19 protein-coding genes are annotated in these 20,718 nt (G+C 43.4%); 5 read left to right on the forward strand and 14 right to left on the reverse strand.

Annotation, left to right across the window (positions count from 1 at the left end; all coding sequences use genetic code 11):
- Window positions 1-15: 15 nt before the first annotated feature.
- Window positions 16-483 (reverse strand): chemotaxis protein CheW, encoded by a 468-nt coding sequence (locus RTX25_RS05595; protein WP_312651562.1) that lies wholly within the window; start codon window positions 481-483, stop codon window positions 16-18.
- A 202-nt stretch (window positions 484-685) separates the two neighbouring features.
- Entirely contained in the window at window positions 686-2,170 is a 1,485-nt protein-coding gene (locus tag RTX25_RS05600) for a methyl-accepting chemotaxis protein (protein ID WP_312651564.1), read from the reverse strand.
- Between the two features lie 481 nt (window positions 2,171-2,651).
- Here RTX25_RS05600 and lepB point away from each other — a divergent pair, with 481 nt between their 5' ends.
- Both lepB and RTX25_RS05610 read left to right on the forward strand, forming a co-directional pair.
- Window positions 2,652-3,224 carry a signal peptidase I gene (gene lepB, locus RTX25_RS05605; protein ID WP_312651566.1) on the forward strand — a complete coding sequence of 191 codons (573 nt, stop codon included), beginning with the start codon at window positions 2,652-2,654 and terminating at the stop codon, window positions 3,222-3,224.
- 67 nt (window positions 3,225-3,291) lie between these two features.
- Window positions 3,292-3,825: a hypothetical protein gene (locus tag RTX25_RS05610; protein ID WP_312651569.1), complete on the forward strand. Its 534-nt coding sequence runs from the start codon at window positions 3,292-3,294 to the stop codon at window positions 3,823-3,825.
- A gap of 114 nt (window positions 3,826-3,939) precedes the next feature.
- Here the strand turns inward: RTX25_RS05610 and phnD are convergent, their stop codons facing one another.
- Window positions 3,940-5,826: a phosphate/phosphite/phosphonate ABC transporter substrate-binding protein gene (phnD, locus tag RTX25_RS05615; RefSeq protein ID WP_312651571.1), complete on the reverse strand. Its 1,887-nt coding sequence runs from the start codon at window positions 5,824-5,826 to the stop codon at window positions 3,940-3,942.
- 21 nt (window positions 5,827-5,847) lie between these two features.
- Window positions 5,848-7,683: a FapA family protein gene (locus RTX25_RS05620; protein ID WP_312651574.1), complete on the reverse strand. Its 1,836-nt coding sequence runs from the start codon at window positions 7,681-7,683 to the stop codon at window positions 5,848-5,850.
- Window positions 7,684-8,021: 338 nt separating this feature from the next.
- Between RTX25_RS05620 and RTX25_RS05625 the strand changes: the two genes are divergently transcribed.
- The 3 genes from RTX25_RS05625 to RTX25_RS05635 all read left to right on the forward strand — a co-directional run bounded on the left by RTX25_RS05625 (window position 8,022) and on the right by RTX25_RS05635 (window position 10,225).
- Window positions 8,022-8,477, forward strand: a complete 456-nt coding sequence (locus tag RTX25_RS05625) for a MarR family transcriptional regulator (protein ID WP_312651576.1) — start codon at window positions 8,022-8,024, stop codon at window positions 8,475-8,477.
- Window positions 8,478-8,565: 88 nt separating this feature from the next.
- A complete protein-coding gene (locus RTX25_RS05630) occupies window positions 8,566-9,174 on the forward strand; it encodes a flavin reductase family protein (RefSeq protein ID WP_312651578.1) in 609 nt (202 codons plus the stop codon).
- A 64-nt stretch (window positions 9,175-9,238) separates the two neighbouring features.
- Window positions 9,239-10,225, forward strand: coding sequence for a ring-cleaving dioxygenase (locus RTX25_RS05635; protein WP_312651581.1), 987 nt, complete (start codon window positions 9,239-9,241; stop codon window positions 10,223-10,225).
- Window positions 10,226-11,452: 1,227 nt separating this feature from the next.
- On the opposite strand, the gene RTX25_RS05640 is transcribed toward RTX25_RS05635, so the two are convergent.
- The 10 genes from RTX25_RS05640 to RTX25_RS05685 all read right to left on the reverse strand — a co-directional run bounded on the left by RTX25_RS05640 (window position 11,453) and on the right by RTX25_RS05685 (window position 20,409).
- Complete coding sequence (locus tag RTX25_RS05640; protein WP_312651583.1) at window positions 11,453-13,438, reverse strand: methyl-accepting chemotaxis protein; 1,986 nt, start codon at window positions 13,436-13,438, stop codon at window positions 11,453-11,455.
- A 471-nt stretch (window positions 13,439-13,909) separates the two neighbouring features.
- Entirely contained in the window at window positions 13,910-14,131 is a 222-nt protein-coding gene (locus tag RTX25_RS05645; RefSeq protein WP_312651585.1) for a dodecin family protein, read from the reverse strand.
- Between the two features lie 122 nt (window positions 14,132-14,253).
- Entirely contained in the window at window positions 14,254-15,474 is a 1,221-nt protein-coding gene (locus RTX25_RS05650) for an MFS transporter (protein ID WP_312651587.1), read from the reverse strand.
- A gap of 113 nt (window positions 15,475-15,587) precedes the next feature.
- On the reverse strand, window positions 15,588-16,277 hold the full coding sequence (locus tag RTX25_RS05655) for a GntR family transcriptional regulator (protein ID WP_312651590.1): 690 nt from the start codon (window positions 16,275-16,277) through the stop codon (window positions 15,588-15,590).
- 59 nt (window positions 16,278-16,336) lie between these two features.
- Window positions 16,337-17,173, reverse strand: coding sequence for a 5-dehydro-4-deoxy-D-glucuronate isomerase (kduI, locus tag RTX25_RS05660; RefSeq protein WP_312651592.1), 837 nt, complete (start codon window positions 17,171-17,173; stop codon window positions 16,337-16,339).
- Between the two features lie 18 nt (window positions 17,174-17,191).
- Window positions 17,192-17,947: a 2-dehydro-3-deoxy-D-gluconate 5-dehydrogenase KduD gene (gene kduD / locus RTX25_RS05665; protein WP_312651593.1), complete on the reverse strand. Its 756-nt coding sequence runs from the start codon at window positions 17,945-17,947 to the stop codon at window positions 17,192-17,194.
- Window positions 17,948-18,317: 370 nt separating this feature from the next.
- Complete coding sequence (locus tag RTX25_RS05670; RefSeq protein WP_312651596.1) at window positions 18,318-18,785, reverse strand: YhcH/YjgK/YiaL family protein; 468 nt, start codon at window positions 18,783-18,785, stop codon at window positions 18,318-18,320.
- Window positions 18,786-18,828: 43 nt separating this feature from the next.
- Window positions 18,829-19,002: a hypothetical protein gene (locus RTX25_RS05675; RefSeq protein WP_312651598.1), complete on the reverse strand. Its 174-nt coding sequence runs from the start codon at window positions 19,000-19,002 to the stop codon at window positions 18,829-18,831.
- Window positions 19,003-19,343: 341 nt separating this feature from the next.
- Window positions 19,344-20,201 (reverse strand): ABC transporter ATP-binding protein, encoded by an 858-nt coding sequence (locus RTX25_RS05680; protein WP_312651600.1) that lies wholly within the window; start codon window positions 20,199-20,201, stop codon window positions 19,344-19,346.
- Between the two features lie 70 nt (window positions 20,202-20,271).
- On the reverse strand, window positions 20,272-20,409 hold the full coding sequence (locus tag RTX25_RS05685; RefSeq protein ID WP_312651603.1) for a hypothetical protein: 138 nt from the start codon (window positions 20,407-20,409) through the stop codon (window positions 20,272-20,274).
- Window positions 20,410-20,718: the final 309 nt, after the last annotated feature.

Below are 20,718 nucleotides of genomic sequence, written 5' to 3' on the forward strand. Positions count from 1 at the left end.
AAACTTTTATCGATTCTACGCTTCAAGCTGCATCTCTTCCTTCAGATCCAGCAGTTCTCTTGTCTGCATGAAGCTGAAGAGTTTATTGGTATCCATAAGTATAATTATGTCTTCATCAAGCTTGATGAATCCCTTGATGTATTCACTGGAGATGCTTCCTTCACCAATGGATGAATCTTCAAATGACTCCTCATCTATGGTCTTGATGCCAAGTATGTCGTCAACGATGAGCCCCAGGTGAGCACTATGCCACAGGATCACGATGATCTTGCTGCTGGGCTTTATCTCCCCCGGTGTGCCATAAAGCCTCATATTGAGATCGATGATGGGCAGGACCTTTTCATTGTATTTGATCACACCCTGGATGTAATCTGCAGTTTCCGGCAGCTTCTTAGGGCTTGAATAGTCGATGATTCTCTCGATCCGGTCTATTTCCAGAGCGAAGTTCTGCTGGCAGTTGTTGAATATGATTACTTGTTTCATCCACTTTGTCTCCTGTACAGTATTTCTTATTTTCTATATCGACTGTTATTGAAATGTTTTAATGGAAGAGTTTAATTTTATTCCATATGTTACAATAAATCCTTTATTCTCTGAACGCCTTCAAAAAATCAGACCCTGAGCTCAGTTTCCTGAACAGGGTATGCCCTGCAGCGTTGCATCGCAGCAGGGCATATCTGTATGACTATATACGGACGTCTGCAAGTTTTGCGCTGATGGCACTTAAAGACTCCACCGCAGAATTGATACTTGTAATCTGACTGTTTTCTTCTTCGATGGTTGCCTGAATCTCTTCAATCGAAGCCGCATGCTCTTCCGAGATAACCGCGATATTTTCAACTCTCTTTCCCATTTCACTGAAGGTTTCAAAAAGAATCCTGAGATTATCTGATTTAAGATTCGTCAGCTCATTAACACGGTTGAAAGTCGAAGCTGCATCTTTGTAGTTTTCTTCCAGCTGCTTCATCAGACCCAGTCCTTTTTCAGTCGCTTCTTCTCCCCTATGTACCCCACCGATTGTCTTGTTTTTCATTGCAGTGATTTCCGTAATCAGCATAGAGGCTTCATCAACATTCTGTTTGCTCATGTCGGCAAGCTTTCTCACTTCTTCAGCGACTACCGCAAAGCCTCTTCCGTGCTCTCCTGCTCTTGCAGCTTCAATGGCTGCATTTAAAGAGAGAAGATTCGTCTGACTGGAGATGGTGATCAGTCCCTGGAAGATTTCATTAATGCTGTCTATCTTGTTATTCAGCTCAATCATATCCTGACTGATTTCCTGTACGATAATCTGAATGTTTTCCATCTGATGAGTTGAGTCTTTCAGCTCTTCAAGGCTTCTTGTGATTTTTACAGAAGAATGACCCGCCCGTTCTGCAATTTCATCTGATGCTTCTTTAATCTCGCCCAGTTTATCTCCGTTGTCCTTCACCGAGACCAGAATGTTCTGGATGCTTCCTGCCTCTTCCATGATTCCTGCTGCAATTTCCTGAGAAGCCGCATTGATAGATGAACTGACTTCCTTGATTGTCTTCATGTTGTCACTGAGCTGCCTGATTCCTCCATCCAGTTCATGTGCACTCTCCTCTGAAGTCTTCAGAATGAGACCCAACTTCTCTACAAGCTCCGATGCTTCCTTCTCTTTTTCCTCTGCGCTCATGATATATTCATTTCCCCATTTTGCCACGTAATAAAGCACGAAGGCATTGATGTCAAACAGAGCGATGAACGAGATGAACTCATTGAGATTGCCGGAAGGCAATATCGATGTGGGGAGGAAATAGAAGAGAACCGAAAGTACTGCATTCAGTATAACGGTATAATAGATGACCATTCGGGTATTGAAGTAGAGACCGATGGTTAAAAGAGAAATATAAAACGTGAAGAACAGCTTGTATTCCCCCTGGAATGCGATCATAAGCGCGAGCCCCGAAAGAGCTCCTCCGGATGCTATGATGAGACACTTCAGGTGCTCATTGAATATGAACCGGTTGAGAATGGTGATGGCGAGAATGATCGGCGCTACCCGGATCGTCAGATCCAGCGCATAGGATAAATCATAGTTTAAATAAGCCTGCAGAACGAGTATGGCTAAGATTCCCCATTGCAGTCTGATGGTGAAGCTGTTCACTCTTGAAGAGTTATGAATTCTGTCTTGTTTCTTGGTTTTCATCTTTCGTGTCCCCTTTTCATATATGTATATATCAATAATCAGCCGTCAGATTGGCAATCTGTAATCATTACTGTCTATAATGAGATTCCGCCTGCTCAGGCTTTGAAGAATCCCTAGTTCTCTAGCTAATATCACCTTGTGGTGTAATGACAAATTAAGACACTTCCTATAACCGCTTTCTTATTTATATATTAGTTAGTGATGTTCATTCACTATATCGGTTCAATTACCTGATTTTATAGTATGCATGAAATATTATGTTTCCGGATTGTAATAATTTCCACAAAAACAGTATAAATTCATGAAAAACAGGTTTAATCTCCTAGGTACTGAAGAACAGGATATTTCCATGAAATTATATGCTCTCTCCCAAAATCCGTAAGGTGGAATGTTTTCGTAAGATTGAGTATAATGATAATATATAGGCTAAATATTGAAATCGATAAAGATGTTTAATCTGAAACACTATAAGGAGGCTATGATGAGGAGTGAGTCTGAGGAAAGAAAAAGGCAAATCAGAAACAATGTCATAGATTGGATTAAATCGATTGGTATCGCAATAGCAACCACGATGTTTGTGACGACTTTTGTTTTCAATACGGCAGTCGTACAAGGAGACTCCATGAATCCGACACTTGAAGACAGCGACAGACTGATCGTAAAAAAATATGAGACCTTCCTTAAAACTGAAGAATACAAAAGAGGCGATCTCATCATATTCGAATCTCCACTGGAAGATGATGATCGGGTTTTCATCAAAAGAGTCATCGGACTTCCGGGAGAGACAATCAACATTACAGACGGGGAACTTTATGTAAACGAGATGAAAATCGAAGAGCCATATATCGACAAAAATATCTATACACAGCCCCTGCTATATGGAAGAGACTATCTGGTCTCGGAGAATGAACTCTTTGTCATGGGAGACAACAGATATCCCGATAAAAGCAATGACAGCAGAAGTTTCGGCAGTATCTCCTTCGATCATATTGAAGGAAAGATTGTACTGAGAATTCTCCCTCTTGATAAAGCAGGTACAGACTTCAGTAAATAGTATGTCAGATGAAGTACATTTTAGAGTATTTCCTTATCGAAAATAAACACTACTTCTGGAGGTAAAAATGAAAAAGATGATGCTTGCCATAATCCTGTCCGCCTTTGCATTGACGGTTACAGGCTGCAACAACAGAGATTACAACGATCTCCTGACTGAGCCCCAATATGACCTGGCAGAGTATCGGTCAGAAATCGGCAATCTGTTCTATGAGACTGAGGATAAGGTCGGAATCACCACATCATTCGGTTTTTTTATCTACAGTCTGGATGAAGACAAACTGATTTCAGCTTTTGACCTGGATGAAACAAAAGCCTTTGGAGAAGATTTTTTCGCTGATGCCAGGTTAAGCAAAGACGAAAAGTCAATTTATCTCTTTGGCTACTCTCATGAAAAAACTGTTGATGACTACTTCTACAGATATGATTTAGAGAACGGCAATTTGTATAAAGAGGAAGAAACATTCGATGAAAATGAATTATATCCCCTTCCTGACCAGAACCGGACAGCACTGAAAACCACCAGCTGGAAAGCAGAAGATCTGGCCTACTTTAGAAAAGATTCAGGTACACCCTACTACCCATTCAAAGACATTGACTAAGAGATGGAAAAGATCACTTAAAGCAGAATGTAAGCCTCCAGAAGAACGTCTGATTCTTCTGGAGGCTTACATTATTGTGTCTTGTTCAATTACTTGATCTGATACTGAATCCGACTAGCTGTTCAGATTTCTGATCACGTCGTAATGGTGATCATGACTTTCGATGAATCCCTGAACTTTGGTTTCGATTCCTTCGTAATCATCAAAGCTGATAAAAGCCGTTTTGAGCGCATCGATGAGCTCAACCGGCAGATCCTTTCTCGCAGCCAGAACATCCTTCGGAATGTCCTCTGTCTTTGAAATGATCACTAGACTCTCCACATCAAGTCCTTTGAACTTAGCTGCATCAAATGCCTCATTGTAGGTAGCACCTGCATCCACTTCTCCTGATAGAACAGCTTCGATGACATTGTCATGATTACCGAGGAAGTCCACCTTGCTGAAGATTCTGTCCGGATCTAGTTTTGATTTTTTCATGCTGTCTCTGGCATAAAGATATCCTGATGCGCTGCTTGCATCCACATATCCGAACTTCTTTCCCTTGAGATCATTCATGTTCTTCACGCTGCCGTCTTTTCTTGCGATGATGTATCCGTTGTAGGAAGCCTTGCCGCTGACCTTGGGCGTGACCACAGGGATGGCGCTGCACTTGTCGTGGGCGTTGACATAGGCAAATGGGGAAAACCATCCGATGTCGATGACATTATTCTCCACCCCTTCACTTAAAGCTTCATAGCTTTTGACGATGATGGTTCTGGCTTTCTTGTTCATGGTCTTAGCCACACGTTCAAGAATCGGTACATACATTTTTCTGATCTGCATCGGGGAGATGAACGGATTGACCCCGAATATGATCTCATTGTCCTTCTTGAGATTGACCGCTTCCTTCTGGAGCCTTTCCGCCACTTCGCTGATTCTTCTGGAATAGCTCAGCATCTCCTCGTTCTTTCTGTTCTGGGTTTCCACAAGGGTTATGGATTTTGTGGTGATGTTGTGGGTTTCTTCCACAGCCATTGTGACATCTTCCACAGCTTTTTCAATTTCCAGTGTGGTCTGTTTCTGAGCTGAGGATACTTTCGTGAGCTCTCCGATATTAGCACGGACATCGCCCAGCACCTTTCCGATTTCATGGATGACCGCTGAGGATTCCTTGACCACCTGATCCGTTTCATCCATCTTGTCACCGATCTGTCCCATGGCCTTGTTGGAAGCGGTGATCTTTGTGAGGATGCCCTTGATAACCTCTTCGATGACCGTGATGGCCTCGTCGGTCTGCTCGGCTAGTTTTCTGATTTCACTGGCGACAACGGCAAAGCCTCTTCCCGCTTCTCCGGCTCTTGCCGCTTCAATGGCTGCATTGAGCGCCAGAAGGTTTGTCTGGCTGGAGATCTTTCTGATGTAGTCCACGATCTCATTGATCTTGTTGGAAGAGCTCTGAAGTTCCACATTGTTGTCCTCTGCCACCTTGATGAGATCCGACAGTCCGCGGATAAAGACGCTTATGCTGTCGATGGTCTCTTTGTTCATATGAAGCATGTCGATGGAAGTTTCGGAGTGTTTCTCGATCTCGATCACCGAAGAGTTGAGATCACTCGTTGTAGCCACCAGTTCGTTGACACTGGCATTGATTTCTTCTGAACTTGCGGCGTTCTGTTCGCTGTAGTTTTCGATCTCATAGGAGATCTTTGCAAGAGTGTTGAAGGTGTTGATATTGTCCTTCGACAGCCACAGAAGCTGCTGGGAGTCAAAGCCCATGTCTTCTGCGATGCCAAAAAGCGCCTCATCCAGATCATTGATATCTTCAGTCTTTGAAGCTGCAGCTGAATATGATTCGCCCTTGTCCCTTCTCAGAAAATGGTCAAGAAGGATGACCCCTGCGATGAGAAGAAGAGACGCTGCCGCCACTCCGATCCATTCAAGCTCAAGAAGATATCCCCCCACCTGTACGATGAGTACAAGAAGTGCTGTAAGAATGTAGAATAAGCCTTTTTTACCGGTCATAACTGTTCCTCCAATTTTTTTCTAAACTATAGCCATATATTCCCTGATCCTGTCTTTGATCATGAGGGTCGTACCCTTATGGAATCTGCCCAGAATATCGCCTTCCTCATCCATCACCTTGCAGAAGGTCTCGATCTCGCTGGGTGTACCGATGACGCCTGCACGGATGAACTTCCCTGCGATGAGCGTCCCACCGATGACGACATTTCCCGGCCGCTCGTATCGGATCTCGTTTCCTGCACTGAGCTTCGCCTGATAGCTGCCTTCACCTGTAATGATGATGTCACCGCTTGAAGTGATGGTGGCATTCTGCGCATAGACGAGCTTTATGACCCTCTGGTCCTGAAGCTCAAGTTTCATGGACTCGGCCATGTTCTTCAGCATCTCATAGAGGTCATTGAGTTCAATGAACCCCTCTTTATGAAGAAGCCTGATTTCCTTGAAACAGTGGGCGAAGGATCTTTTCAGTCTGTCTATGGTTTCCTTCTGCTTCTCGTTGAAGAGACTTCTGATTCTGTCCATTTCATCCAGGTTGAGACCGATCTTTTCCTTTCCTTCATGGATGCTGTCCATGATCCCCTGGACGCCTCGTCCTTCCGTCATATGAAGTCCGGAGAAGATTTCTTCCGTGACGACGATCATCTTCTCGATGATGGTGAGCAGAAGATTGAACGCACTGTTCTCGTCCCCTGCATGAATTCTTCCTCCGATGATCTTTCCCTGAATTTCCACATTCTGATGGGCATTGATTTCCGAGTGATACACCGAGCCGATTATGGAGATGTTTCCTGAAGCTTTGATGACCATATTGTCCTGGACATTTCCTTTGACCACAACATCGCCGTCAAAATCGATGTCTTCCGTGTCCTTATCAAGGTCTCCTACAACGGTCAGAAGTGGAAGAACCCCGACCTGTCCGTTTTTAAGATAGGGCCTTCCATCCCGAAGGGCATAAATCCTGTTTCCCCTCATCTCAGCGCCTTCAGTGGATTCAATATCTCGGTCGGTTACTTTCTGCACATTAATTTCATTTCCTTTGACATCCATGCCGGGAACCCCCATGACCGCTTCAGAAAGCTTCTCTGCCAGCAGGCTTCCGGTGGAAATCACAGGCTCAAGTCCTCTCAGGATGTCTTTCACAAAGATCTCATCGCAGTACCTGATTTCCGTCTGTCTGCTCTCTACAGGAGCCTTCCCTGCAGCTGCCACAACGCGTATGGTGTCTTTTGCATTACATGCTTTCTTCAGACTCTCCCTGTCGATGAATTCAGGCAGCACACCAAAATCCATAAGCACCTTGATGCACTCCTCTTCAGTTAAAGGATCCGTTTCAATCTCCTCTTCATGGGGAGAAATCTGAGCCCTGAAGGTCTTTTCCAGATCTTTAAGGCTGTAGCGTATCCCTTTTATCCGTTCCACCTTAAGATATGCACGAAGAAGATCCTCCGAAAAGTCTACGGTAAGGTGTCTTTTCGGCCTGATGTCTTCAAAGGCAAAGCTTACGTCATCTTCGGCTCTTAAGGTCTGAGTGCCTGATCTTGCTTCCCCGTTTACAGTCATGATCACCTGGGGATGATTAAGAAATACTGATGCATCCACTCCACGTCCCTGGGGATTTGTGATGGTCATCTCTCCAGATCGGATTTCGATGGTTCCGTTCTGATTTTCATCCGCTTTCTTCGGTACATTTTCTTCTTCCATCATTTCGATTTCGTATCGACCGGGTATCTTTTTGAAACCCATGATCTTCTTGTGAGGTTTTTCAACTTCCACTATCTTAAGCTTCTCAGCTGTGCAGTGAAAATATTCCAGGGCTTTATCTATGGCTTCTTCTCTGTTCATCGCTTCAAATTTCATCGTATTCCCCCTCAGTCACTGTTTACCCTTAAATATCTGTCTCAAATTATCATAGTATTAATGATATCGGTTTAATTCTGTGAGAATTAAGGATAATCTCCACAAAACTTTCTATGTTCGGCATATTTCCCCACAGCTCCGGAAATAGGACAGATAGTGGCTGATCGAGACCTGTAACGTGCTTCATAACAAGCGCTTATGGAATACTGGCAGAGTCATAAAAGGATTATTCAGTTAATTAAATTGCATAAAATTCATTTTACACTTGACAGAAAATGTCAATCACGGTATAATTATCTCGAATTCGAAATAATATTCAATAAGGATGACTGATCAATATGATGAACGAAAATAAAAAACAGCGTGATGAAGAACTTTCACTGAAGCTCTTTATCGTGCTCACCAGAGCACTGGATGCTGTAAAGAAGAACATAGAAAAGGACATCAGGTCCTATGGCCTCAACCCTACAGAGTTTGCGGTTCTGGAGCTGATCTACAACAAAGGTGAGCAGCCCATACAGAGAATCGGAGAAAAGGTCCTCATTGCAAGCTCCAGCATCACCTATGTGGTGGACAAGCTTGAAAAGAAGAATCTTCTGCTAAGAACACCCTCTCCAGAGGACAGAAGAATCATTTATGCTTCCATAACCGATGAAGGCAGAAAAATGATGGATGAGATCTTTCCCGTACACAGCAGCCAGATCCAGAAGATTCTCGGTGGGCTTGATGAGAGCGAGAAGGAAGATGTGATCATGATGCTTAAAAAGCTGGGACTCTATGCAAAAAGCGTCTGATTTTTTAACCGATATCTCGAAAAGAAGATATCTTGATTCAAGCAATAACTTAAGGACAGAAAGTCCTGGATGACAAAGGAGTGACCCTATGCTGAGCATTGATCCAAAAACGAATACCGAAAGAGAAAACTACAAGCTCCTCATCGGGAGCATCATCCCAAGACCCATCGCTTTTGTCACATCCGTATCGGAAGACGGCACCATAAACGGTGCACCCTTCAGCTACTTCAACGTGGTATCATCCAATCCGCCGATGATCTCCCTTTCCATTCAGAGAAGGAAAGGTGAGATGAAGGACACCGCCAGAAACATTCTCGCGAAGAAAGAATTTGTCGTCCACAGTGTAGACGGTGAGAACCTGAAAGACATCAACGAAACTGCGGCGTCGCTCAGGCCAGATGAAAGCGAAATTGAGCGGACAGAACTGACCCTAATTGAAAGCGAGATGATCGGTGTTCCCGGCATTGAGGAATCCAAAGTGCGCATGGAGTGCATTCTTGAAAAACACTTTCCCCTCGGTGAAGGTGAAGACATCACTGCAGATCTCATCATCGGAAGAATTGTAAGATTCCATATAGACGAAAGAATCTACGATAAAGGCAAAATCGATCCTGTTGCCCTTGGTGCAATGGCGAGACTTGCAGGAATCAGCTATGCGAGTATCGGAGAGATTACAGAAATGATCAGACCGGACTGAAACTAAACGATGAGAAGAATTAAAGTAAAAAAATAGAGAAATGAAAAAAACGGAGGATAATACAATGAATAAACTAAAAGGAATCCATCACGTCACAGCCATCACAAGCAGCGCAGAAAAGAACTATGAGTTCTTCACCTATACACTGGGTCTCAGACTGGTCAAGAAAACCGTCAATCAGGATGATATCCAGACTTATCATCTCTTCTTTGCAGATGATGTGGGCGGTCCCGGAACGGACATGACCTTCTTCGACTTCCCTGGCATCCCTAAAGGAACCCACGGAACCGATGAAATCGCAAAGACCTCGTTCAGAGTTCCTTCCGATGAAGCGCTAATCTACTGGGTGAAGAGATTTGACCGTCTGAAGGTAAAGCATGAAGGCATCAGCGAGCAGTTCGGAAAGAAGACCCTTTCCTTTGTGGACTTTGACGATCAGAGATATCAGATGATCTCCGATGAGAAGAACAAGGGTGTTCCTTCAGGGATTCCATGGCAGAAAGGGCCCATCCCGAATGAATTTGCCATCACAGGACTGGGACCCATCGGTCTGACCATATCAGATTTCACCTACTTCAAGTCGGTTCTTGAAAAAGTGTATCAGATGGAAGAGACCGCGCAGGAAGGAAACTATCACCTCTTTGAGATGGGCGAAGGCGGAAACGGCGGCTCAGTCATCGTGGAGGAAAACAAGGATCTTCCTGCAGGAAGACAGGGCTATGGCACAGTCCATCACGTGGCTTTCAGAGTGGAAGACAAGAAGGAACTGAACGAGTGGATCGAAAGATACCAGTCCTTCGGTCTCAGAAATTCAGGCTTTGTGGAAAGATACTACTTTGCCTCACTCTACGCCAAGGTCTCCCAGGGCATCCTCTTTGAGCTTGCTACAGACGGACCAGGCTTCATGGGTGATGAGCCATATGAGACCCTCGGCGAAAAGCTTTCTCTTCCACCATACTTTGAAGAGCAGAGAGAAGAGATCGAGAAGCTCGTAAGACCTATCGATACTGTAAGAAGCACAAAGGTGTTTGAGAAGGAATACGAAGCGTAGACCGAAATATCCAGTTCAGAGTACATCAGAGATTCATCAGAGATTAAATTCAGACATAACGAAAAATAACAGCTCCTCAAAAAGGAATCTGTTATTTTTTCGTTCTATTTCATTGTCTTTCGGATAGGCTCATTTCATCTTTTCACATATATACTGAACCAGACAGCTTCACGAAATCTAGATATTCTTAAAGAGACAGTCTGAAACTGACGCTTATATAATGACATTAAAAAAGGCTCTGTTTGAAATCTGTATTTTCAATTGAATGTCGTTTGAAAATTTAGTATAATTAAATATGTAGAGTTTATATTTTATTACAATATCTGATTCATATGATTTCATGGGAGTGTATATAATGGCTAGCTTATTTGATAAAAAAGAAAGAAGTCCTCTATCCGTTCTGATATATAGTGTTTTGCTTATTATCATTCAGGCTTTAAGCAACAATTCGAAAATCATGAACATTCCTTCTGTAGACATTACATACAGATTCATTCTGATATTCGCATGTATTTATATAGTATTAAAGGGGATAATGCTGATTAAAGGCACATTACAAGAAAAGATTAAAAGAACACTGATAGAGAAAATACAGATTTTATTCTTTGTTTTTTTGATGATTTTAATGTTTTTTGTGACAATTGATAATGTAATCCGTACATTTAATATACTGATTTAATTTCAAAGTGATGTAATTTACATTTAAAGTTTCTCTTGGATAATTTGAATTTTATTTCTGTCATTATGGCCCTTCTATATTGGTCAAGAAAGTGATTCAGCTGAATCCCTTTTACAAAGCCTGAATTTCATCGAAATTCACAAACAGAGCCAAAAAAGGAATCCTAAAAAATTTCGAGATTCCTTTTTTTGTTATCTGCAATAGATTTCAATCTGTGTCAGCACCTTTAATGATGAAGGGTCATCGGACTTTATGAGGTTCTACATTCTGACCCAGCTTATCTTCTCACTGTTCAGGATAAGTTCATGGGAATCGTAGAATATCTCCATCTTCATGGATAACCCCCTCGGATTCGATCTGCTCCTGTCCGAAATATTCCTCATTTCTCATTTTTTCCCATGTATCCATCTTCATGCTGTGTTAAATCATTCCCTTTACTCTCCTCATCTCACTGATTAACGGCATCACCAGGATTCTGCAGGTATACCGCTGATGTATCCATCATAACAAAAATCCCATGGCTTTATAACGGCCATGGGATTTTCTTTCTATGCGATATTAAACTGTCTGATGACTTCTCTCAGCTCATCTGAAAGCCTGGCAAGGTTTTCGGATGCTCCGGCAATCTGCTGAATGGATGCAGACTGTTCCTGCATGGAAGCGGACGCTTCTTCTGTGGATGCGGAGTTTTCCTCTGAGATGGCGGTCAGGTTCTGAAGGGCATCCAGTATGGATTCCTTCATCTTCATCATGACCTTGCCGGTCTCATTGAGATGATCGGTATATTCTATGGAAAACTTCGTTGCAGATTCTATTGCGCTGTACATATCCTTGCTTGAGGATACTGTACTTGACTGCTCGCCTGTTATGCTCACTACTCTTTCCATGGTCTTGACTGCATCCAGAGCATTTTTCTGAAGCTCCGAAACTGTCTTGTCGATGGCTTTTGTAGAGGTTGCAGACTGCTCTGCAAGCTTTCTGATTTCCTCGGCAACGACTGCAAACCCTCTGCCTGCTTCGCCTGCTCTTGCCGCTTCAATGGCAGCATTCAGCGCAAGAAGATTTGTCTGGTCTGCGATGCTTGAAATCATGGCACTTGCCTGTCCGATATTTCCTGCACTCCTATTGGTCAGCTCGATGATGTCTGCAATTTCTTTAACTGATGCAGTACTTTCCTTCGTAATCTCCATGAGCTTTTCCATTTCGTTCATACCGTATTCCACGATCTCGGAAACCTGAACTGAAGATTCACTCAGCTGAATCAGGAACTTGTTGTTGGTCTCAATGCTTTCACCTAGGGATGCAGCCTTGGTTGAACCGTCTTCGGTGTTTGAAGCCTGCTCTGAAGCTCCCCTTGCGATTTCTTCTACAGTTTTGGATACTTCTTCAGCTGTCAGTGCAGACTGCTCAGCGCTCGCCATAAGCTGCTTGGAGGACGCCGCCACCTCTTCGGAGGAAAGGCTTACCTTCGATATGATCTGCCGGAAGCTGTCGATGATGGACTGAAGAGCCCTTGAGATGTCTCCCATTTCATCTTTTGATGATAGTGCTTTTGCAGAGAGATTTTCACGAAGATCAAGATCTGCCAGTATCTTCGCTTTTTCAACCACCTGACTGATGGGTTTTACGATTCTTGAACCTAAGATGTAGGTTACGATCATGCCGATGAATATGGCAAGGAGCGCTACGATCATCATGTTTCTCTGTAGAGCAGCTGCTGCTCCTGTGACTTCGCTTTCCGTTGCAGTGACAACAAGAATCCAGTCTGTATCTTCAATAGGTGAATATGCAGCATAGAGGGTTTCTCCGTTCATCTCGTAGGTATCCACTCCAACCTTGTTCGTGAGCATCTTTGTAAAAAGATCTGCTGCAGACTTCTGCTTGGGATCTGTTTCCGCAAGTTTTATAGGATTGGCCTGATCATTCACTTTCGCCCGGTCCTTGTGGGCAATGACGGTACCTTCACTGTTTATGATGTAGGCATAGCCTGTCTTTCCGTATCTGATTCCATCAGTGAGCACGCTCAGCGCTTCACCTGGATATCTGCCAAGAAGCCCGCCTACAACTCTTGTATTGACCATAATCGGTGTAGCATAGACAAGAACTGTTTCGTTTGTGGCTGGGCTTATCCCAAAGTAGCTCACCTTTTCGCCGTCAAATATATCCATCACTCTGTCGTCAGCTGGAAGCTTGACCACTGACCCATTGACATAATTCAGTGTACGGTCGGGTCTGATGATGGATACATCTTCAAATTCAAGCTTGTCGAGCTGTCTCTTGATGAGGTTGGACTGTGCTTCAAGGCCCATGGCCTTCATTTCATCCAGCTCTGCCAGTACCTCTAGAGAAAGTCTCTGGGTGTGCATTTCGCTGTTTATGAGCTTTGCCCCTTCTATGGTTTTATAGGACAGATCCATTTCAGCCTGCTCTTTCAGGATTTCTGATGCCGTCATGGTTGAAACAATCCCCATGGTCAGTGCAATGGCGGTGATAAGTGCCGTGAAGCTTAAAATTAGTTTGGTTCTGATTTTCATCTTTTTCCCTCTTTCCCGTTTTGATCTGGAGACATACTCTCACAAATGGCCTAAAGCCATATTATCCAGTTATCATTCTCTTGTCTTTTAAACTGTATCTTTATGGATATCCGGTCATTCCCTCTTTGTCCCCGTAAGGAAAGACCTTCTTAATCAAGTCCCGCTCACATCCTCTACTGCACAATTTCATTGTCGCGTAAGTGTGGAAAAATTATATCTGTCTTCATGGCCCTTAAAAATAAAATTTCGGACCATATATGATATCGGTGAAAAAAAGAAAACGTTAATATCTAAACAAAGAAAAACTGAGTATGAAGGAAACATGAATCATATAGAGTATATTTCGTTTCAATTTATCGGTAATTTTCTCTGCCTTCTGGCTTTCATGAATCCAATGCTCATCATTAACTGTTTTTCTCCAAACTAAAAACCGCCCTCGAGCGGTTTTTGTGTGTTCTCTATTCAGGTCTGTTACTTCGAGCTTTCCTCACTGAAGTCCACTTTGAAGGAGATCTTCACGTTCACTCTGTAGTTGACGATCTCTCCGCCTTCAACGATGGCCTGCATGTCTTTGACATAGACACTCTTGATGTTCTTGACAGATTTGGATGCTTCCCTGACTGCTTCTTTCGTCGCAGCTTCCCATCCTTCCTTTGACTCGGCAAGTATTTCGATAACTTTGATTACTGACATATTGCGCCTCCTTTAAACATTTCATTGTTCAGAATATACCATAGAGGTGGAGCTCCACTATGACAATTCCTGAAACATTCTGTAAAGGCTGCTGCTCAACTGTTCTTGCTTATCTCTTCTTATTACGAAACCTTCGCTTCTCTCTTTCCCTGTATGATCGAAAGAATCACAAAAGTCATCATGAGGATGAGGACCACAACGATGGCGCTCATTCCGGCAAAAATACCGAGTGCATCGGAAAGGGCACCCGTAAGAATCGGCATGACGATGGCTCCGACTCCGCCCAGTACGAGAAGCACACCCATGGCCATGGGGTAATCCTTGATGGTTTTCCCGACTTTTGAAACCGTAGTCGGATAGATTCCTGCCATGGAAAGTCCGATACCGATGATGGCGATGGTGATTACGGTCACGTTTGTCGTTGAAAGAAGCAGAAGATAGAAAAGCACTGTTCCGCTTGTGGTGACGATGAGGATGGTATCCTTTCTCACCCTGTCGCCGTAGACGCTCACAGTGATTCTTCCGACGAGAATGGCAACCCACAGGATGGAAGCCAGAAGCTGCGCATAGCCTATGGTCATGATCTCTGCATCTACAAAGTACTTGACGATCCATCCGTTGATGGTGGATTCTCCTGCCAGATAGAAGAAGAGGATGCCCGCGTTGATCCAGAACACTTCCGATTTCAGGAACTCATAGCCCTTCCTGCCGGCCTTGGCTTTCACTTTTTCCTTCATGTCCATTCTGGAGAACATGAATATGGAGAGGCTTGTCATGATGATGATGATGATGGCACTTAGTTTCCAGCCGTTGTCTCCTGCGATCCTTGTGGAGAATATGACCAGTATCGGTGCGATGATGGCACCCACCGCAAATACACTATGGAGAAAACTGAGGGCGGAAGGACTGCTGTCCGATACCTCGTTGACCATGGTGTTGTTGAAGTTGCTGACACTTCCTCTGCTGATCCCCGTAAAGAGGAAAGCAAGAAGTAGAATAAAGGGATTGCCCGTTATAATCATGAGGATAAATCCTATGGTGACAAATGAGCTGAGCATGACAATGGATCTTTTTCTGCCGATGTATAGAGGCAGCACACCCGCCACAAATCCTGATATCAGGTTTCCAAGAGAGTGCATGGAGATCAGCGATCCGCTCATGGTGTCGGACAGGTTATACTCCCGGCTGATGAGCGGCAGTAAAGAGCCCATGATCATGGCAAATATTCCGTTGACGAAAAATACATAGAATACGGCATTCAGGATAAATTTCTCTCTCTTATCCAGCCGGGTATAAAAGTTTTCTTTCTGCATGTCTCTGTTTTCCTCTTCTTTCATCTTCATACTAAGATGTCCCAATTCCATCGGGTGTTCTCACATCCTGTTTATATTTTTTCTTTTGTAAAATGGATGAAAGGCAGACCTCTTAAGTCCACCTTTTCATCTTATTGATCTTCCTATGCTTCGATGAAGTAATCTCTGTACTCACCGGATATTCTGTCGCCGAGTCTTTCGATCCCGCCGTAAAGATGCTTTGTGATCATATCATCCACATCCTGCGTTCTGGTTTCTCTGATGATTCTGACAAGCTCTTTGTGCTCTTCGAATATGGCATAGAAGTTCTTGACCACAACAATGTCCAGCATTCTGAACCTTGTGTAGTGCACTAGAAGCTTCTGGATTTCCTGCCATACGATGAGTTTGTCCGTCTCGATGAACCAGTTTTCATGGAACTCGCTGTCCATTTCATAGAACTCTTCTGGTGAAAAGTCCTTGGAAAGCAGCTCTTCCTGTTTCCTGAGGCTTCGTTCCAGACGGGTGATGAGATCCTCATGATTGAGCGAAATCGCATCCTTTATGACCTTTGACTCAATGGCCGTTCTCATATAGATGAGCTGCTTTATGCTGTCAAGGTCAAGAAGCGATACATAGCTTGCCTTATAGGGTATGGAAAAGATGAGCCCTTCGTCTCTTAATCTCTGGAGCACGTGTCTGCTGGGCGTTCTTGAGATGTTGTACTTCTCGCAGATTACCTGCTCCGTCACCATGGTGCCCGGCTTGATGGAAAGATTCAGGATCTCTCTTTTCATGAGCTCATAGACATCATCGCCCACAGTATTCAGTTTATATGCCGAGTTTCTATCCATGACACTTTCTCTCCTTGTAATGCAGCATATACTGCCGCTTTAGCTAAATATTTTTCTGTTTATCTCATTTCCTGCATGTCCACATGATCCATGTCGGTGAACTCGATGTTCTCTCCGCACATACCCCAGATGAAGGTGTACTTTCCTGTTCCTACGCCTGAGTGAATGGACCAGCTTGGAGAAATGACTGCCTGTTCGTTCTTCACGATGATGTGTCTTGTTTCCTGAGGCTGTCCCATCATATGGAAGACCATATCCTCTTTCTTCAGATTGAAGTAAAAGTATACCTCCATTCTTCTTTCGTGGGTATGGGCAGGCATGGTGTTCCATACGCTTCCCTCTTCGAAGTTCGTCATGCCCATGACCAGCTGACAGCTTTCGCATACATCAGGATGGACATACTGGTTGATGGTTCTCTTGTTGAGATTCTCGGGATTGCCAAGGTGCACTTTCTTCGCCTGTTCCAGAGTAATAATCCTTGTCTCATATCTCTTATGGGCTGGGCTGCTGTTGAAGTAGAACTTCGCAGGATTCTCCTTGTCTTCGCTTCTAAACTCCACATCCTTTGTGCCCATACCGATGTACAGTCCGTCATACTGACCCATCTCGAACTCTTCTCCGTCAAGCTTGACCTTGCCTTTTCCGCCGACATTGATGATTCCGCCTTCTCTTCTCTGGAAGAAGAATTCGGTGCCAAGCTCCTTGCCCGCACCAAGAACAACGCCTCCGTTTACTGGCTTGATTCCGCCTGCAATGATTCTGTCGTTGTGTGAATAGACAAAGTTTGCCTCGTCATCCACAAATACCTCTTCAACGAGGTAGTGGTCTCTCAGTTCATCTGTGGTGTAGAATTTTGAATCCTCGGGATGATTGGAATATCTGGTCTCTAATTTCATGCTGTTTTCCTCCTAAAATTATCGTGCCAGCCAGCCGCCGTCGACGGCAACGGTAAATCCGTTCATATAGCTGGATGCTTCAGATGCTAAAAATACGCAAGGGCCGCCGATGTCTTCCTTTGTGCCCCATCTGCCCTGTGGGATCCGGTCAAGGATGTCCTGATTTCTCTTTTCATCCGCCCGCAGTGCTTCTGTGTTGTCCGTTGCCATATAGCCCGGGGCAATGGCATTGATGTTGATGTTGTACTTTGCCCATTCATTGGCCATGGCCATGGTGATGCCCTTGATTCCTGCTTTGCTCGCAGTATAGGATGGCACTCGTACACCGCCCTGATAGGAAAGCATAGATGCGATGTTTATGATCTTTCCGCCTGTTTCCTGCTTCATGTACTGTCTGGCCGCAGCCTGTGAGAGGAAAAATACGGTTTTCAGATTGATGTCCATGACATCGTCCCAGTTCTTCTCGGAAAACTCCAGTGCGTCTTCACGCCTGATGATTCCGGCGTTGTTCACAAGGATATCGACATGTCCCATTTTCTCGACCGCTTCTTTGATGATCTCTTCGACAAACTCGATGCTGTGAAGATCTTTCGAAATGCCATGAAACTTTCTGCCCATTTCTGTTACGAGCTTTTCTGTCTCATCGAGGGTTGTGGATCCTACGCCTATAATATCCGCTCCAGCTTCAGCTAGTGCAAGTGCGATGCCCTGACCAAGACCTGTTCGTGCACCTGTCACGATTGCTACCTTGCCTTTTAATGAAAACATTTCCATAGTGGACCTCCTTACTCATGTAATTGTATACATCATATACAATCATTGTAACCTTTATGAAACATTATATCAACCAGAATTCCATCATATTCATAGAAGATTCACCCGCTCGTCATGTGAATACCACATTATCCAGGCTGAAGAAATTTTCGTTTCTCTTCCTGATGCTCAGTACGTGCAGATTCCTCCTCATAAGGAAATCCGACAGGCTTGATGACCCTCATTCCACTTTCTCCCAATATAGAAAAAGTGAGACCTGCAGATGAAAATCATCCTTCTTCAGGTCTCACTTTAAAATGCCTGGAATTTCTAAGCGGGAAGTTATGGCCTTTACCTTCGGCGCTTCATCTTCAGTATGATCGGTCAGGTCTTAATCCACCCTGATCTTGATCACAGCTTTTCTGATTGCCGTATTCTCTGAGGCGATACACTGTGGTCTGTGCACATCATCCGGAAAGAATACTGCGAAGTCTCCTGGTTTAAGATCAAGAAACACTTCTCCGTCAATGCTTCCGTCATAGAAGCAGTTGTCCTTTTCTTCAAGAAGGTCTGAAATAACCTTAAGATCATCATTCTTTCTGATGTAGCCGATCTTTTCCCTTCCCTCCATGAGAAACTGGATATCGATGTGTCTTTTATGGGACTCAGGACGACGAGCAGAAACTTCTTCCGTCTCTACAGTTGTGACAAATCCGAAGATTTTATCTTCGTCAATGACAAACTTTTCATCCGCCACGTCCTTTTTCATCATCTCTTCAAGATAACTTAAAGCCTTATGGAGTCTATCCCCATAGATCTTCTCTTCTCTCTTCCATGTGCTGATGCTGCTGTATATCATCTGTATTCACCTTCCCCTTCTTTTACTTCTATAATAGTCCTTCCTATTTTATCAGGTCAAGCATCTGCGGCAGTGTCAGGGACAGTGCCGGTATGAAGGTGACAAGCAGCAGGATAACCGCAGTGACGATAAAGAATGGAATCAGTCTCCTGAACACCTGCTCGATGGTCACTCCACCGACCTTGCAGTTGGTAAAGAGTAATGAAAATTTATTCATTTCATTCCTCCTTAGATTGTATTCGTCGTATACAATGTATACAATCATTATAAGCACGAAATCTGTAAACGTCAACAGGTGTTTAACATTTAATCTATCTTTTCACAATTCAGCTATTTCCACTGATGCTCAATACGTTTCGGCTATGAATCGGATTCTTCTCCTGGAAAAACAAAAAGATTCTCCAAATGTTTCTTCCATTTTCCGGAAAATCCATTCAGAGAATCTCTTATGGGATGATTTATTTTAGAGTCGTTTTTAAGGGGCACAAAGGTTAATTAAAGACTATTTTTACCAAGGAGAGTGAAACAATCATCTATTCATGTGCCCTTATACAAAATCTATGTTTCGCTGGAAACATAGCGATTGTAGAAATAATCATTGTTCAGAAGCAGTTCACTGAAGGTGCCCTCTTCCACAATATGTCCCTGATCCAGGATAAAGATCCTGTCGTATTTCTCCATGAGAGACTTTGTCAGCCTGTGACTGATGGAAAGAACGGTCATCTCCCTCATGTTCAGGATCAGTTCTTCGATCTCATAATCCTGTTCATTGTTTTCTGAACCGGCGGTTTCATCTAAAATCAGAATGGATGAGTGATTCACCAGAGCCCTTGCAATGGATATCCTTTTCTTGTCGATATCACTAAGCTCTTCGGCCTCAAGCACTTCTCCATTTTCGTTTTCTAAATTAAGCAGTCCTACTTTTCCCATACTATCCCTAACTTTCATCCAATCATATTTCCCGTGAATTGTCACATTATCAAAAAGAGAACCTCTGATTACCGGGATACTGCTGCTGATGAGAGAAATTTCTCGTCTGAGCAGATGATTTTCGATCATTCTGAGATCCATGTCTTTTATGCTGATGTTCCCCTCATAGGATGTTTCCTCTTTTGTCAGTATTCTGATCAAATCTTCAGTCCCGGATTCCTCATCCCCCAGGACAAGGTATTTCTTTTTAGGCTCAATATCTATAGTGATGTCCTTAAGTATCTTCTTCTTTTCTTTTATGCAGTTCACTTTTCTCATACAGATGGATTTCTGGTCAGCATGATCAGCAGCTTCTTCAAAATCGAAGTTCCTCCTGTCAGGCGCCAAGGGATAAATACGTTCATGTGCTGCATAACTTTCTTTAAAGGCGTAGTTCATAGAAGATACTACATTAAACCATTTCTCTCTAGCATGTAGAATACTCATATTGAACCTCCTTTTCATGTTATTGGATGACATGTACGTTTTATACCAGTGATTGACTTTATTGTCTTTCCTATTTCACTACTGTTATGACATTGATACGCTGGAACATACGAGGAATATCATTCTCTCCTGCAAAAGCGTTAACGGATAGAACAGTACTAAGTAGTAGGACAGTCACCAGAGTCTTTGCAATAAACTTTTTGAACACAATATTTTCCTCCTTTATACTATGGTATTGATTTTATACTCACATTATACGTCTAAATTTTCTGACTAAACCCCGAACTTCTTCGGGATTTCAGGGGTATTTTGTTCAAAAACACTTAAATCTCAATGAAAACGTGCAAACGTTCCGTTTGAGACTGCAATTCACTCCTTATTCATTAAAGTGTATAAAATTATGTAAATATTGCATAAATTAGAAATAACTGTAGCATGGCGCCCTGCTGTCAGGTCATTCCAGTCAATGGATAAATGAGAAAATCTCATATCACCTTTTCTCATAGGATTATTCATC

The sequence above is a fragment of the Proteiniclasticum sp. genome (assembly GCF_032054185.1).
Lineage (GTDB): Bacteria > Bacillota > Clostridia > Clostridiales > Clostridiaceae > Proteiniclasticum.